This is a genomic window from Nostoc punctiforme PCC 73102, from assembly GCF_000020025.1.
Taxonomy (GTDB): Bacteria; Cyanobacteriota; Cyanobacteriia; order Cyanobacteriales; family Nostocaceae; genus Nostoc; species Nostoc punctiforme.
The window spans coordinates 2,667,027-2,684,168 of record NC_010628.1; the positions used below are offsets into that span (position 1 = coordinate 2,667,027).

Here is a 17,142-nt window from a genome sequence, read left to right on the forward strand (position 1 = left end):
AATATATCTTGGTACAAAACCTAGATATTAGCCAAGAAAAATAGTTCTAATACTACCAATGTAACAGTGGCAAAAAGAGTAAGTTCATCTAAACAAAAGTTTTTTGAGTAGCAAAGACTCTATTTGTGCATTATTTGTATTTTTATAACTAAGATTGTCAGGATTTTAAGGGGTTTTAATGGATAGAATTATAAAAACAAGTTTCCCACTCTCTTCTGGACAAGAAGCAATGTGGTTTATCTACCAAATTGCTCCAGAGAGCGTTGCTTATAATATATTTACTACTGTAAAAATCAATTCTTATTTAAATATTGTTGCTGTCAATCGTGTATGGGAGAAAATTATTGAACGCCATCCTATTCTCAGAACCACATATACCAATTTTGAAGGCAAACCCGTTCAGCAAGTTAATCAACAATATAAATGTAATGTTGAGGTAATAAATGCCAGCAATTGGAGTGAAGATTACTTAAAAGAGAAAATATTTGCTATAACTGACAGCCCTTTTGAGTTAGAAAAAGATGCTGTTTTGAGAATTAATTTATTTACTCGCTCAACAAAAGAACACATTCTCTTGCTAACAATGCACCACATTGCAGGTGATATGTGGTCTTTTGATTTACTGTTGAGTGAATTTCAAACTTTGTATGCCAAGGAAGTTGAGCAAGTTAGTCAAGAGCAGATCCAAACCGCTCCAGATTCTTTCACTGAAAATAAATCTTATCTAGATTTTGTTCGCTGGCAGTCAGAAATGCTATCTGGTTCTAGAGGAGAAAAACTGTGGCAATACTGGCAAAAACAATTAGCTGGCGAATTACCAATTTTAAATCTGTTTGCAGACAAACCCCGTCCCCCAGTACAGACTTATCAAGGAACAGGATATAGTTTAAAACTAGATGAACAGTTAATTCAAAAACTCAAATGTCTAGCTCTAGCTTCTGGAACAAGCCTTTATCAGGTTTTGCTAGCAGCATTTTACGTGCTACTTTATCGCTACACGAATCAAACAGACATCCTCATAGGCAGCCCGATGAGAGGTAGATGGGGTGGAGATTTTAAAGAGATTGTCGGTTACTTTGTTAACCTGATGGTTTTACGAACTTCCGTACAGGAAAACGCCACATTTACAGAATTTCTGGCTCACATCAGCAAGACAGTTAAAGAAGCCCAAAAACATCAAGATTACCCTTTTTCTCTGTTAGCAGAACAACTCGAACCAGAACGAGATCCCAGTCGTTCTCCTTTATGTCAAGTTAGTTTCACTTGGCAAAGACAACGTTGGTGCGAACAAACAGAGAATTCATTGCACAGTGAAGAACAAGTGCTTGAAATGAAGCCATACTTGCTGGGACATCAACGCGGTGCAGACTTTGATCTGAATTTAATGGTGATGGAAGCTCAGGGAGTATTGCAACTCTGCTGGCAATATAATACTGACTTGTTTGAGGCTAGTACAATCACGCGTATTGCAGGGCATTTTGTTACCTTGCTTGAAGGTATTGTAGCTAATCCTCAAAAGCAGATTTGGCAATTACCTCTGCTGACAGAAATTGAACAACAGCAGTTATTAGTTGAGTGGAATGATACAGGTGTAGATTATCTCCAAGATAAATGTATCCATCAGTTATTTGAGGAGCAAGTAGAGCGGACCCCCGATGCTATAGCAGTTGTGTTTGAAAATCAACAATTGACTTACCAGCAGTTGAATTGTCGCGCTAACCAATTAGCCCATTACTTGCAATCTTTGGGCGTGGGTGAAAATGTGCTGGTGGGTTTGTGTGTAGAACGTTCCTTAGAAATGGTGGTGGGACTATTGGGGATTCTCAAGGCGGGTGGAGCTTATGTACCACTTGACCCTGAGTATCCTGCTGAACGCTTAAGCTTCATGCTCAAAGACACTCAAGTAAAAGTGCTGTTGACTCAAGAGAAATTAGTAGAATCTCTTCCTCAACATCAAGCTTGTGTCGTTTGCTTAGACACAGACTGGCAAAGCATTAGCCAAGTAAATCAAGATAATCTTGATAGCACAGTCAGTGCAGAAAACCTCTCTTATGTGATTTACACCTCCGGTTCTACAGGCACACCCAAGGGAGTCGCCGTTACTCATCAGGCCGTCAATCGCCTGATGTTAAACACCAACTATATACAGTTAACAGCTGATGAATGCGTTGCTCAAGCGGCAAATATTGCTTTTGATGCAGCTACCTTTGAGATTTGGGGAGCATTGCTGCACGGAGCCAAGCTAGTCATTATCACTAAATTCGTATTGCTGATCCCAGAAGAATTTGCTGTCAATATCCACGAGCATCAAATCAGTGTCTTATTTTTAACCACAGCTTTATTTAATCAGTTAGCAAGTGTTGTCCCGCAAGCATTTAGTTCTCTACGATATCTATTATTTGGTGGTGAAGCGGTTGATCCCAAATGGGTGCTTGAAGTACTAGATAAAGGCGCTCCCCAGCATTTGCTCCATGTGTATGGGCCAACAGAGAACACCACGTTTTCTTCTTGGTATTTGGTAGAGGATTTAGCAACGACAGCCACAACTATTCCCATTGGTCGGGCGATCGCCAATACGCAAATCTACATCCTTGACCAAAACTTACAGCCTGTACCAGTAGGTGTGCCAGGAGAAATATATCTTGGTGGAGCAGGATTAGCACAGGGCTACTTCAACCGCCCTGAATTGACAAAAGATAAATTCATCCCCAATCCGTTTGATAATTCCAAATTATATAAAACGGGGGATTTGGCACACTATTTAGCAGATGGCAACATAGAATACTTAGGACGCATTGACAATCAAGTAAAAATACGTGGTTTCCGCATCGAATTGAGCGAAATCGAAGTAGTCCTAAGCCAACATAGTGATGTGCAAGTATCTTGTGTCATTGTCCGGGAAGATACCCCTGGTGATACTTGTACTGAGCGACTTGTGCCGAGCGGAGCCGAGGTAAGTCGAAGTAAACGTTTAGTCGCCTACGTGGTAGCATATCAAGATTGTAAACCCACAATCAGCGAACTGCGGCAATTCCTCACAGCAAAACTCCCAGATTACATGGTGCCAAATGCAATAGTTATCTTGGAGTCACTGCCGCTTACTCCCAACGGCAAAGTAGACCGCCGTGCCTTACCCATACCGGATTTACACAGCGAACAACAAGAAAAATTTGTTGCACCTCGTAATCCAATGGAAGAAATGCTGGCACTCCTTTGGACACAAGTGCTGAAAGTAGAGCTTTTAGGTATTCATGACAACTTCTTTGAACTTGGCGGACACTCGCTACTAGCAACACAATTAGTTTCACGCATCCGTAACGTTTTTAAACTGGAACTACCATTGCGTGAGTTGTTTGCAAGAGCGACAGTAGCCGAATTAGCAAAATCAATTAGGCAGTTACAGCAACAGGCACTTCGACTTACCTCGGCTCCGCTCGGCACAAGTCGCTCAGTACAAGACTTAGAACTATCTGAACCACCTATTTTACCAAAGATGAGGGATGCAGAATTACCACTGTCTTATGCTCAACAGCGTCTGTGGTTTTTAGATCAGTTCGAGCCGAATAGCGCCTTTTACAACATTCCTATGGCTTTGCGTCTAGTGGGAAATTTGAATCAACCAGCCCTAGAACAAAGCTTACTAGAGATTATTCATCGCCACGAAGCCTTACGCACCAATTTTATTAGAGTTGATGGAAAACCTTCTCAAATTATTCAAACACAAACGAATTGGACAGTTTCAGTTATTGACTTAAAGTATTTATCTACAACCGATCAAGAAATTACTAGCCAGGAATTAGCACGACAACAAGCTATTGAGCCTTTTGACCTGGCAAACGGAGCATTAATCAGGACAACATTACTAGTGCTGTCCCAGACAGAACACATATTGTTAGTTTGTATGCATCATGTTGTCAGTGATGGCTGGTCAATGGGTGTGTTTGTTCAAGAACTAGCAGCGCTGTACGATGCTTATGCTCAAGGTCAGCCGTCACCTTTAACACCGCTACCGATTCAGTATGCAGATTTTGCTATCTGGCAAAGAGAGTGGTTACAAGGAAATGTACTGCAAAACCAACTAACTTACTGGCAACAACAACTGGCAAACGCACCAGCCTTGTTGTCCCTACCCACAGACCGACCAAGACCTGCTGTGCAGACTTTTGCTGGTGCATATCAAAAGTTTGCCCTCTCTGCTGAACTCACTGGTAGGTTGATACAACTGAGTCAGAAACAAGGGGTGACTTTGTTCATGACACTTTTGGCAGCGTTTGATACCCTGCTTTACCGCTACACAGGTACAGAAGACATTTTGGTGGGATCTCCCATTGCTAACCGCGATCGCAGTGAGATAGAAGGGTTAATTGGCTTTTTTGTCAATACTTTAGTCATGCGTACTGACTTAGCAGGCAACCCCAGTTTTAGCGAATTACTGACTCGTGTCCGCGAAATAGCGATGGAGGCATACTCGCATCAGCATTTGCCTTTTGAAATGCTAGTGGAAGCATTGCAGCCAGAACGGGATCTTAGCCATACACCGCTATTCCAGGTGATGTTTACACTTCAGAATGCGCCCATATCGACCGTGGAGTTAAATCAGTTAAGTGTCAGTTCAACGTTGATAGAAGGTACAACTGCCAAGTTTGATCTTACCTTGTCAATGGAAAATACTGCTACTGGAGTAGTGGGTGTGTGGGAATATAGCACTGACTTGTTTGATGCCAGCACAATTGAGCGAATGACGGGTCATTTTGTGACATTGCTTGAAAGTATTATTGCTAACCCACAACAGTCCATTTCTCAATTGCCCCTGTTGACAGAAATTGAGCAACAACAGTTATTGGTTGAGTGGAACAATACTCAAGCGGATTATCCCCTTGATAAATGTCTCCATCAGTTGTTTGAGGAGCAAGTAGCGCGTACACCCGATGCTGTAGCGGTGGTGTTTGAAAACCAACAACTGACTTACCAGCAGTTGAATTGTCGCGCAAATAAGTTAGCACATTATTTGCAGTCTTTGGGAGTGGGAGCAGATGTGCTGGTGGGTATTTGTCTGGAGCGATCGCTCTTGATGGTAGTAGGACTATTAGGGATTCTTAAGGCAGGTGGAGCTTATGTACCACTTGACCCAGACTATCCACAAGATCGCTTGAGCTTCATGCTAGAAGATGCTCAAGTGAGAGTGCTGCTGACACAGCAGCAACTCAAGAAAAAGTTACCTCAGCATCAAGGGCAGGATATATATTTAGATACTGACTGGCAATTTATTTCTCAGTCCAGTCAGGAAAATCCAATTACTACTGTACAAGGTAGTAACTTGGCTTATGTGATTTACACATCCGGTTCCACTGGCAAGCCCAAAGGAGCAATGAACACCCACTTGGGAATTTGCAATCGCCTGCTGTGGATGCAACAAGCTTATCAATTAACAGATGTAGATTGCATTTTACAGAAAACTCCTTTTAGCTTCGACGTTTCAGTTTGGGAATTCTTCTGGCCATTAATCACTGGAGCGCGTTTAGTTGTGGCTAAAGCAGGAGGACATAAAGATAGTGCTTACTTGGTCAACCTAATTTTAGAACAGCAGGTTACTCATGTGCATTTTGTTCCTTCTATGCTCCAGGTTTTCTTAGAAGAACCAAGTCTCGAAAATTGCCGTAGCTTGAAACGATTTATCTGTAGTGGTGAAGCTTTGCCTGTAGAACTTCAGGAACGCTTTTTTGCTCGGTTAGAGTGTGAATTGCACAATCTCTATGGCCCAACAGAAGCGGCAATTGATGTCACCTACTGGCAATGCTTTCCAAATGGGAATCTTAGGATAGTACCGATTGGGCAGCCTATAGCCAACACACAAATTTATATTTTAGACGAGCATCTGCAACCAGTCCCTGTAGGTGTAGCCGGAGAATTGCATATTGGTGGTGCAGGATTAGCAAGAGGCTATCTCAACCGTCCAGAGTTGACAAAAGAAAAATTCATTTCCAACCCCTTTGAAAATTCAAAATTATATAAAACTGGAGATTTAGCGCGTTATTTACCTGATGGCACAATTGAATACATCGAACGAATTGATAACCAAGTAAAAATACGAGGTTTCCGCATCGAATTGGGAGAAATTGAGGTATTACTGAACCAATATGAGGAGGTGCAGGCATCTTGTGTTATTGCCCGCGAAGGTACGACGGGGGATAAATGCTTAGTCGCCTATATAGTGCCGCATCAGCACTCTAAACCCACAACCAATGAACTGCGGCAATTCCTGAAAGCAAAGCTACCAGACTACATGGTGCCAAGTGCTTTTGTAATATTGGAATCAATGCCACTCACTTCTAACGGCAAAGTAGACCGTCGCGCTTTACCCGCACCAGATTTATACAGCGAAATCAAAGATAAATATGTAGCCCCACGTACTCCAATTGAAGAAATACTGGCGCAAACTTGGTCACAAGTACTGCAACTGCCACAGGTAGGCATACATGATAACTTCTTTGAACTTGGGGGACACTCACTATTAGCAACACAATTAGTTTCACGCATCCGCAACATTTTCAAAGTGGAACTACCATTGCGAGAGTTGTTTGCCGCCGCCACACTAGCCGAATTAGCACGAGAAATTGAACAATTACAGCAACAAGTACTTCGACTTACCTCGGCTCCGCTCGGCACGAGTCGCTCAGTACAAGACTTACAACTGTCTGCACCACCTATCTTACCAAGGGCGGAGAATGCACTATTAGCACTGTCTTATGCTCAACAGCGTCTATGGTTTTTAGACCAATTCGAGCCAAACAGTCCCTTCTACAATATGTCCATAGCCTTGCGTTTAGCAGGAACTGTGGAAGTTGCCGCATTAGAACAAAGCTTCCAAGAAATTATTCATCGCCACGAAGCGTTACGTACTAATTTCATTACGGTTGATGGACAGGCAACACAAATCATTCAAACAGAAACGAATTGGACAGTATCAGTTGTTGATTTGAAGCATTTATCGACAACTAAGCAAGAAACAGCTTCGCAGCAATTAGTGCAACAACAAGCTATTCAACCCTTTGAGTTGGCAACACAAGCATTAGTGAGAGCGACATTAGTAGTGCTATCCGAGACAGAACACATACTGTTAATGTGTATACACCACATAGTCTCTGATGGCTGGTCAATCGGTTTGTTTCTCCAAGAACTAGCAACACTTTACAATGCTTATTCTCAAGGTAAAAGCTCGACTTTAGCGCCACTGCCGATTCAATATGCAGATTTTGCACTGTGGCAAAGAGAGTGGTTGCAAGGAGAAGTACTACAAAGCCAATTGAGTTATTGGCAACAAAAATTGGCTTCGGCTCCAACCTTATTGTCGCTACCCACAGACCGACCCAGACCGGCTGTGCAAACTTACCAAGGGACACATCAAGAGTTTGCACTTTCTGAAGAACTAACTGGTAAGCTAGCAAAACTCAGCCAAGAGCAAGGGGTGACTCTGTTCATGACGCTGTTGGCAGCGTTTGATACGCTGCTTTACCGCTACACAGGTACAGAAGACATTCTGGTGGGTTCGCCAATTGCTAACCGCGATCGCAGTGAGATAGAAGGGTTAATTGGCTTTTTTGTCAATACTCTAGTCATGCGTACTGATTTATCAGGCAACCCCAGTTTTAGCGAATTACTGGGTCGTGTTCGAGAAATGGCAATGGAGGCATATTCTCATCAGCATTTGCCTTTTGAAATGCTGGTAGAAGCATTGCAGCCAGAACGGGATCTCAGTCATACACCACTGTTCCAAGTAATGTTTGTCCTCCAGAATGCGCCGACATCTGGATTAGAACTGACTGGGTTAACTGTCAGTTCATTGCCAATAAAAGGTACAACTTCAAGGTTTGATTTAACCTTAATAATGCAGAACACTCCTACTGGTCTGGTAGGGGTGTGGGAGTACAACACTGACTTGTTTGATGCCAGTACCATTGAGCGAATGACTGGTCATTTTGTGACATTGCTTGAAGGTATTATTGCTAACCCAGAGGAGCGAATTTCTCAATTACCACTGCTGACACAACCAGAACAACAAAAGTTACTTGTCGAGTGGAACGATACTCAGGTAGATTATCCAGAAGATTTGTGCATCCATCAGTTGTTTGAAGAACAGGTGGATAGTACACCCAATGCGATCGCAGTTGTATATGAAAATCAACAACTGACTTACTATGAATTAAACTACCGCGCTAACCAGTTGGCGCACTACTTGCGGTCTTTGGGTGTAGGATCTGATGCCCTAGTTGGTCTATGTGTAGAGCGTTCTTTAGAGATGGTCATAGGATTATTGGGGATTCTCAAAGCGGGTGCTGCTTATGTGCCACTTGACCCAGAATATCCCAGCGATCGCTTGAGCTTTATTTTAGAAGATGCTCAAGTTTCTGTCTTGCTAACCCAGCAGTCAATTCTTGACAGATTGCCCCAGCATCAAGCTCACCTTGTCTGTTTGGATACTGACGCTCAACTGATTTCCCAGTGCAGTCAGGACAATCTCATCTCCGACGTACAAGCAAATAACTTAGCTTATATAATTTATACTTCTGGTTCTACAGGTCAACCTAAAGGTATAGCGATGAATCAGCTTGCCCTTAGCAATCTGATCTTGTGGCATCGGGAAAATCTGAAAATTCCTCGTGGAGCAAAAACCCTACAATTTGCTTCGATTAGCTTTGATGTCTCCTTCCAAGAAATCTTCACTACCTGGTGTTCTGGAGGCACATTGTTCTTAATTGGGGAGGAATTACGCAGAGATACATCAGCTTTGTTAGGTTTTCTCCAACAAAAAGCAATTGAGAGAATGTTTCTCCCCTTTGTTGCCTTACAGCAACTAGCTGAAGTTGCAATTGGTGGTGAATTAGTTAATAGTCATTTGCGGGAAATTATTACTGCTGGGGAACAGTTGCAGATTACTCCAGCTATTTCCCAATGGTTAAGCAAGCTAACTGATTGTACATTGCACAATCACTATGGGCCATCAGAGAGCCATTTAGCGACCAGTTTTACTCTGACTAATTCAGTGGAGACTTGGCCGCTACTTCCTCCCGTTGGTCGTCCCATTGCCAACGCGCAAATCTATATCCTTGATAAGTATCTACAGCCTGTACCCGTGGGTGTACCAGGAGAATTGTACATTGCTGGTGTCCTTTTATCGCAAGGCTACTTCAACCGACCAGAGTTAACACTTGAGAAATTCATCCCTAACCCCTTTAAAAGAAGCAGAGGAGCAGCACTTCGGCTACGCTCAGTGACCGATGAGCAGGGGAGCAGAGGGGAAACCTTTAATTCCGATCGCCTTTACAAAACAGGGGACTTAGCACGCTATTTAAGTGATGGCAATATTGAATACTTGGGGCGTATTGACAATCAGGTGAAAATTCGAGGTTTCCGCATCGAGTTGGGCGAAATTGAAGCAGTACTGAGCCAACTTGATGTACAAGCATCTTGTGCGATCGCCCGCGAAGACATTCCTGGGAACAAACACCTAGTCGCTTACATTGTGCCTCAAGAAGAGCAGACTTGTACTGAGCGGAGTCGAAGTACACTCACAGTCAGCTTTGTGCGTAGCTTCCTGAAGGAAAAGTTACCAGAATATATGGTGCCAAGTGCAATAGTGATCTTGGACGCTTTACCGCTTACCCCCAACGGTAAACTAGACCGCCGCGCATTGCCCGCACCTGATTTACACAGCCAATTATTGGACAAATATGTTGCCCCACGTAACCCAATCGAAGAAATTCTGTCGTTAATTTGGGCACAAGTTCTGAAAGTAGAGCAAGTGGGTATATATGATAACTTCTTTGAACTTGGAGGACACTCCCTACTAGCAACGCAACTCATCTCCCGTGTGCGTACTAGCTTGAAAGTAGAATTACCATTGCGTAGCTTATTTGCTGCACCAACTGTTGCTGAATTGTGCCAAAACATTCAACGGTTACAGCAACAGGATTTAGAACTAATAGCATCACCCATCTTACAAAGGGCAGAGAATGCAGAATTACCATTGTCATTTGCCCAAACACGGCTATGGTTTTTAGACAAGTTAAACCCGAACAGCGCCTTCTACAACTTCCCCATAGCTTTGCGTTTAGTCGGAACTCTCAATCGAACTGCCTTAGAACAAAGCTTACAAGAAATTGTTCATCGCCACGAAGCGTTACGCACCAACTTTGTCATCGTTGATGGAAAGCCTTCTCAAATTATTCAAGCACAAATAAATTGCACACTCTCAGTTGTTGAATTCAAGCATTTATCTACACTTGTACTGAGCGAAGACGTTGGCGAAGCCTCTGCCTCAGCAGAAGTAACCGAGCAAGAAACAGCTTTACAGCAATTAGCGCAACAGCCCTTTGACTTAGCAAATGAAGCATTAGTTAGGGCAACATTAATAGTGCTGTCCCAGACAGAACACACCTTATTAGTCTGTATGCATCACATAGTTAGCGATGGCTGGTCAATGGGTGTGTTTGTTCAAGAGCTAGCAGCCTTATACAATGCTTATTCTCAAGGTGATCTGTCACCTTTAACACCACTGCCGATACAGTACGCAGATTTCGCAATTTGGCAGCGAAACTGGTTGCAAGGAGATGTCTTACAAAGTCAATTGAGTTACTGGCAAAAACAACTGGCAAACGCACCAGCTTTGTTGTCACTACCCACTGACCGACCTAGACCATCTATGCAGACTTTCGCAGGTGCATATCAACAGTTTGCGCTCTCAAAGGAATTAACTGATAAACTCACGCAACTAAGCCAGCAACAAGGAGTTACTTTGTTCATGACGCTGTTAGCAGCGTTTGATACCTTACTTTACCGCTATACAGGTACAGAAGACATTTTGGTGGGTTCGCCAATTGCTAACCGCGATCGCAGTGAGATAGAAGGGTTAATTGGCTTTTTTCTCAACACTTTAGTCATGCGTACCAATTTGGCTGGTAATCCTAGCTTTAGCGAATTACTAGGTCGTGTTCGTGAAATGGCGATGGATGCATACTCTCATCAGAATTTGCCTTTTGAAATGCTAGTAGAAGCATTGCAGCCAGAACGGGATCTCAGTCATACACCACTGTTCCAAGTGATGTTTGTCCTCCAAAATGCTCCTATATCTCAACAATTGGAGTTGACTGGGTTAACTGTTAGTCCACTGGTGGTAAAAAGTACAAATACCAAATTTGATCTTACCTTGGCAATGGAAAACACTGCCACCGGACTGGTTGGGATGTGGGAATACAACACTGATTTGTTTGATGCATCCACCATTGAGCGAATGACGGGTCATTTTCTGACATTACTTGAAGGTATTATTGCTAACCCAGAAGAGCGAATTTCTCAACTGCCACTATTAACAGAAGTTGAGCAACATCAACTATTAGTAGAGTGGACTGATACTCAGGTAGATTATCCGCTAGATTTGTGTATCCATCAGTTGTTTGAAGAGCAGGTTCAGCGTACACCTGATGCAGTGGCAGTTGTTTTTGAAGACCAGCAACTGACTTACCACCAGCTTAATAGTCGTGCTAACCAGTTGGCGCACTACCTCAAGTCTTTGGGTGTGAGAGCAGATGTGCTGGTGGGCATTTGTGTGGAACGCTCAATAGAAATGGTGGTGGGACTACTAGGTATTCTGAAAGCGGGTGGCGCATACTTACCACTTGACCCTGAGTATCCGACTGAGCGTTTGCACTTTATGCTAGAAGATGCTCAAGTTTCGGTGTTGCTGACTCAGCAGAAACTCCTTGATAGACTGTCCCAACATCAAGCAAAGCTGGTTTGTTTGGATACTGACTGGCAGCTTATTTCTCAGTCCAGTCAGGATAATCTCATCACTGAGACGCAAGCAACTAATTTGGCTTACGTGATTTATACTTCCGGTTCTACAGGTCAACCCAAGGGAGTGCTGATTGCCCATCAAGGATTATTAAATTTGGTGTTCTGGCATCAACATACTTTTAAAATCACGACCTTAGATAAAGCTACTCAGCTAGCAGGAACAGCATTTGACGCTGCGGTATGGGAATTATGGCCTTACTTAACCGCAGGAGCAAGTATCTACTTAGTCAAATCTGAGTTCCTTAGCTCGTTAGTGAAGCTACGAGACTGGTTGATTTCAAAGCAGATTACTATCAGTTTTCTGCCAACACCACTGGCACAGGAATTATTGTCTTTGGAATGGCCAACTGAAAGTTTGGCTTTGCGAACCATACTGACTGGAGGAGATAAGCTTCATCAGTATCCATCAGATTTAGTCCCCTTCCAACTAGTGAATAATTATGGCCCAACTGAAAATACTGTTGTTACAACTTCTGGGCTGGTAGTTGCCAAGGAGCAAGATCAGATATCACCGAGTATTGGCAGAGCGATCGCCAACACTCAAATCTATATTCTAGATAGCAACCTGCAACCAGTTCCCATTGGTATCCCAGGAGAGTTACACATTGCTGGTGTCGGGTTAGCAAAAGGCTACCTTAACCGCCCCGAACTGACAACTGAAAAATTCATCCTCAATCCGTTTGACGAGGGAGTAAGTAAATTATATAAAACTGGGGATTTGGTACGTTATCTCCCAGATGGCAACATTGAATACCTGGGACGCATTGACAATCAAGTAAAAATTCGGGGCTTCCGCATTGAGTTGGCAGAAATTGAAGCATTACTGGGACAACATGATGATGTGCAAATATGTTGTGTCATTGCTCGTGAAGAAACTTCAGGTAATACTTGTACTGAGCGGAGTCGAAGTAAGCGCTTAGTCGCTTACGTAGTGCCGCATTTACACGCGACTTGTACTGAGCGGAGTCGAAGTACACCCACAACGGACGAACTGCGTCAGTTTCTTGACGATAAACTGCCTGGGTATATGGTGCCAAGTGTTTTTGTGATGCTGGAGTCCTTACCCCTGACACCCAACGGCAAAGTAGACCGTCGCGCTTTGCCTGCTCCAGATTTACAACAGGAACTATCAAATTATGTAATGCCAAATACTGAAGTAGAAAAAATCATTGCTGGCATTTGGCAAAACACACTGGAAGTAGAAAAAGTGGGAATTTATAATAATTTCTTTGAACTAGGAGGTCATTCATTACTACTAATACGAATTAATCAGCAATTGCAAGAAAAATTTGGTTTGGAAGTGTCAATAGTTGATATGTTTAATTACCCAACTATACATAGACTAAGCCAATATTTAAGTACTAAACTTAACAAAGAAGATACATTAAAACAAAATAATTCTCGCCCTCAATCTCCAAGTGAAAGTAAAGCTTTCAGGAACCAACAATTACAGCTTAGACAGCAGTATCTTTCTCAAAGAAAGGGTAAAAAATTATGATAAATTCCGTTAATATTAATGGTTTCAATAATGAAATAGCAATAATTTCTCTTGCTGGTAGGTTCCCAGAAGCCAAATATCTTGACTCTTTTTGGCAGAATTTGCGTGATGGCGTAGAATCTATCTCCAGGTTGACGGATGAAGAACTAATAAATTCTGGCGTTTCTCTAGATTTACTGAATAATCCTAATTATGTAAAAGCTAATGCTGTTTTATCAGACATTGAATTGTTTGATGCAAACTTTTTCGCCTATAGCGCGAAAGAAGCTGAGTTAATAGATCCCCAACAACGCTTATTTTTAGAATTGGCGTGGGAAGCAATAGAAAAGGCTGGTTATGATCCGCATACCTATAATGGGTTAATAGGGGTTTATGCTGGTGTTGGAATGAACAGATATCTTGTCAACAATCTCTACCCTCATCATCAATTATTAGAGACAGTTGATCCACTGCAATTAACAATCTCCAACGATAAAGATTTCTTGCCAACACGAGTTGCATATAAACTCAACTTGACTGGGACAGCAGTGAATGTGCAAACAGCCTGTTCTACTTCTTTGGTTGCTGTTCACTTAGCTTGCCAAAGTCTATTAAATTGTGAATGTGACATGGCTTTAGCTGGTGGAGTTACTCTCAGCATTCCCCAAAAAATAGGTTATTTGCATCAAGAGGGAATGATTCTTTCTCCTGATGGACACTGCCGTGCTTTTGATGCTAAGGCACAAGGAACAATTGCTAGTAGCGGTGCTGGTATTGTGGTGTTGAAAAGATTAAAGGATGCGATCGCAGACCGCGACCACATCCATGCAATCATTAAAGGTTCGGCAATTAATAATGATGGTGCAATGAAAGTGGGCTTCACTGCTCCTAGTGTTAGCGGTCAAGCAGCAGTCATTGGCGAGGCTCAAGCTATAGCTGGTGTAGATGCCGAAACCATTTCCTACATCGAAGCTCATGGGACAGCTACACCTTTAGGAGATCCCATTGAAATTGCCGCTTTAACTCAAGCTTTTAATCAAAGTACTGATAAAAAAGGTTTTTGCGCTATTGGTTCGTTAAAAACCAACTTAGGACATTTAGATACAGCAGCAGGTGTCGCAGGTCTGATTAAAACTGTATTAGCACTGCAACATCAAATGCTGCCTCCTAGTTTGCACTTCGAGACACCAAATCCCAAAATTGATTTTGCCAACAGTCCTTTTTACGTCAATACAACCCTGACTGAATGGAAAACAAACAACACTCCTCGCCGTGCTGGAGTTAGTTCTTTTGGTATCGGGGGTACTAATGCTCATGTAATTTTAGAAGAAGCACCTGTTTTTGAGCAGGGAAGCAGGGAAGGCAGTGCGGTCTTGGGGGTTCCCCCCAGGAGCAACTGCCGTCGAGCAGGGGAGCAGGGGAGAAATTATCAATTATTGGTACTTTCAGCTAAAACTGCGAGTGCGCTTGAGCAAGCAACAGCTAATTTAATCACGCATTTAAAAGAGCATCCAGAACTGAACTTAAGCGATGTAGCTTATACGCTCAATAGTGGTCGCCGGGGTTTTAATTACCGACGGATGTTGATTTGTCAAGACTTAGAAGATGCTGTCAAAACTCTCAGTAGTTTAGAGGCACAACAAGTTTTTAGCAATTATACAGAGATTACAGAACGGTCTGTTGTCTTTATGTTTCCCGGTCAAGGTTCTCAGTATGTCAACATGGCGCGGGAAATTTACGAAACTGAGACAGTATTTAAAGAACAAATTGATTATTGCTCAGAAGTTCTTAAACCCTTACTAGGGCTAGATTTACGTCACATACTTTACCCCAGTGAAGAAAAGATTCATGAAGCATCAAAGCAACTTCAACAAACAGCCGTTGCTCAACCTGCTATTTTTGTAATTGAGTACGCCCTAGCTAAATTATGGCAGTCTTATGGTGTGGAACCACAAGCTGCGATCGGTCACAGTATTGGCGAGTATGTAGCAGCAACTCTAGCAGAAGTTTTTTCCCTAGAAGATGTCTTATCTCTGGTAGCAGCACGCGGACAGATGATGCAGCAACTGCCTACTGGAGCAATGCTTTCAATTCCCCTACCCGCAGACAAGATAAAATCCCAACTAGGGCAAGAACTTTCTGTTGCAGCGATTAATCAACCCTCCCAGTGTGTAGTTTCTGGTTCCACAGCAGCAGTAGATACACTACAAAATCAGCTTGCTGCTCAAGGGATTGAATGTCGCCAACTGCATACTTCCCATGCCTTCCATTCTCAAATGATGGAGCCAATCTTAAAGGCATTTGCAGAACGAGTCAAAAAAGTTACTTTAAATCCCCCAAAACTTCCTTATATCTCCAACCTGACTGGTACTTGGATTACAGTTACCCAAGCCACAAATCCCGATTACTACGCTCAACATCTGCGTTCCACAGTGCTATTTGCCCAAGGTGTCGAGAAATTATTGGCAACACCAGAGCAAGTCTTACTAGAAGTGGGGCCAGGGCACACACTAACTACATTAGTCAAAAGACATCCAGACAAAGCAGCTGCACAAACGGTGTTGACTTCGGTACGTCATCCTCAAGAAAAACAATCTGATAATCATGTTTTATTCACTACATTAGGTCAACTCTGGCTGGCTGGAGTCAATATAGATTGGTTTGGATTCTATAGTCACCAGGAGCATTACCGCCTTCCCTTACCGACTTATCCCTTTGAGCGCCAACGTTATTGGATTGACCCCCCACAAAAAACAGCTTGGGGACAGTTGCAAGCATTACCCACACCATCACAATTATGGACATCGCTTGTACAAGGAGGTCAAAATCAAGCAAATACTAAAAATGCAGAACTCAACGAGTTAACATATCAGGAAAACAGGCAGTGGTTGAATCGTTTATGTACAGCCTACATCAACTCTGCATTCAGACAATTAGGGGCTTTTAGCAATGTCGAAGAAAAGTATTCTTTGGAGAATTTGTTGGTGCAATGCCATATTTCTCCTCGCTATCAGCAATTGTTTTCTAGATGGTTGCAAATATTAGTTGAGCAAGGACAACTACAGGAACAGGAGGGGTTATTTACTGGGCTACGACCATGTTCACAAGATTATATTAATGAACATTTAGAAGAAGTTAGAGCGAGGTTTGCTACTTCATCTTTAGTAGATTTAGATTTAGTGCAACGCTGTGGTGAAAATTTAGCTGCTATTGTTGTTGAACAAGAACCCTTAGAGATTTTCAATGAACTGGTTTACCAAAAAGGAAACAACGGTTCACATTCAGAATCTCCCTTAAATACTTACTACAACTCTATTTTGCACTCAAGTTTGGAACAGGTGGTCAAATTATTGCCATTGCCTCAAGCTTCTGCATCAGCCGCATTTAGCATAAAATCTAGGCTAGAACAGAATAACCAGAAATCAGAGATTTCATTACAAAAAAAGCCGGATATTTTTCAGCCAGAAAAATTATCTGCACTCCACTCAAGACCTGATTTGCCTAATTCTTATGTAGCTCCCCGTAATGAGATTGAGCAAAAAATTGCCGATATATGGGAAGAATTATTGGGAATTAAGCAAGTGGGAATCCATGACAACTTTTTTAAATTAGGAGGAGATTCTTTAATAGCCGTTCAAGTTTTATCCCGAATACGAAATATTTTTTCTATCCGATTATCTGTAGCAAATTTATTTGAGTCACCCACAATAGCTGAAATAGCACCAAAGCTAGAAAAACAAATAGATCCGGATACAAACTTTAGTGCAGGTGAGAGAGAAGAAATAACAATTTGAGTAACAAATAATTTTAAATTA

At 42.3% G+C, this 17,142-nt stretch carries 2 protein-coding genes; both read left to right on the plus strand.

Annotation, left to right across the window (positions count from 1 at the left end; translation table 11 throughout):
- Positions 1–178: 178 nt before the first annotated feature.
- On the plus strand, positions 179–13,348 hold the full coding sequence (locus NPUN_RS10970; protein WP_012408783.1) for a non-ribosomal peptide synthetase: 13,170 nt from the start codon (positions 179–181) through the stop codon (positions 13,346–13,348).
- Positions 13,345–17,121, plus strand: a complete 3,777-nt coding sequence (locus NPUN_RS10975) for a type I polyketide synthase (protein WP_012408784.1) — start codon at positions 13,345–13,347, stop codon at positions 17,119–17,121. Before NPUN_RS10970 ends, NPUN_RS10975 begins: the two co-directional genes overlap by 4 nt.
- The last annotated feature ends 21 nt before the right edge of the window (positions 17,122–17,142 follow it).

Coding starts and splice junctions, on each gene's coding strand:
- NPUN_RS10970 (WP_012408783.1), top strand. CDS start 179: ATGGATAGAATTATAAAAACAAGTTTCCCACTCTCTTCTGGACAAGAA.
- NPUN_RS10975 (WP_012408784.1), top strand. CDS start 13,345: ATGATAAATTCCGTTAATATTAATGGTTTCAATAATGAAATAGCAATA.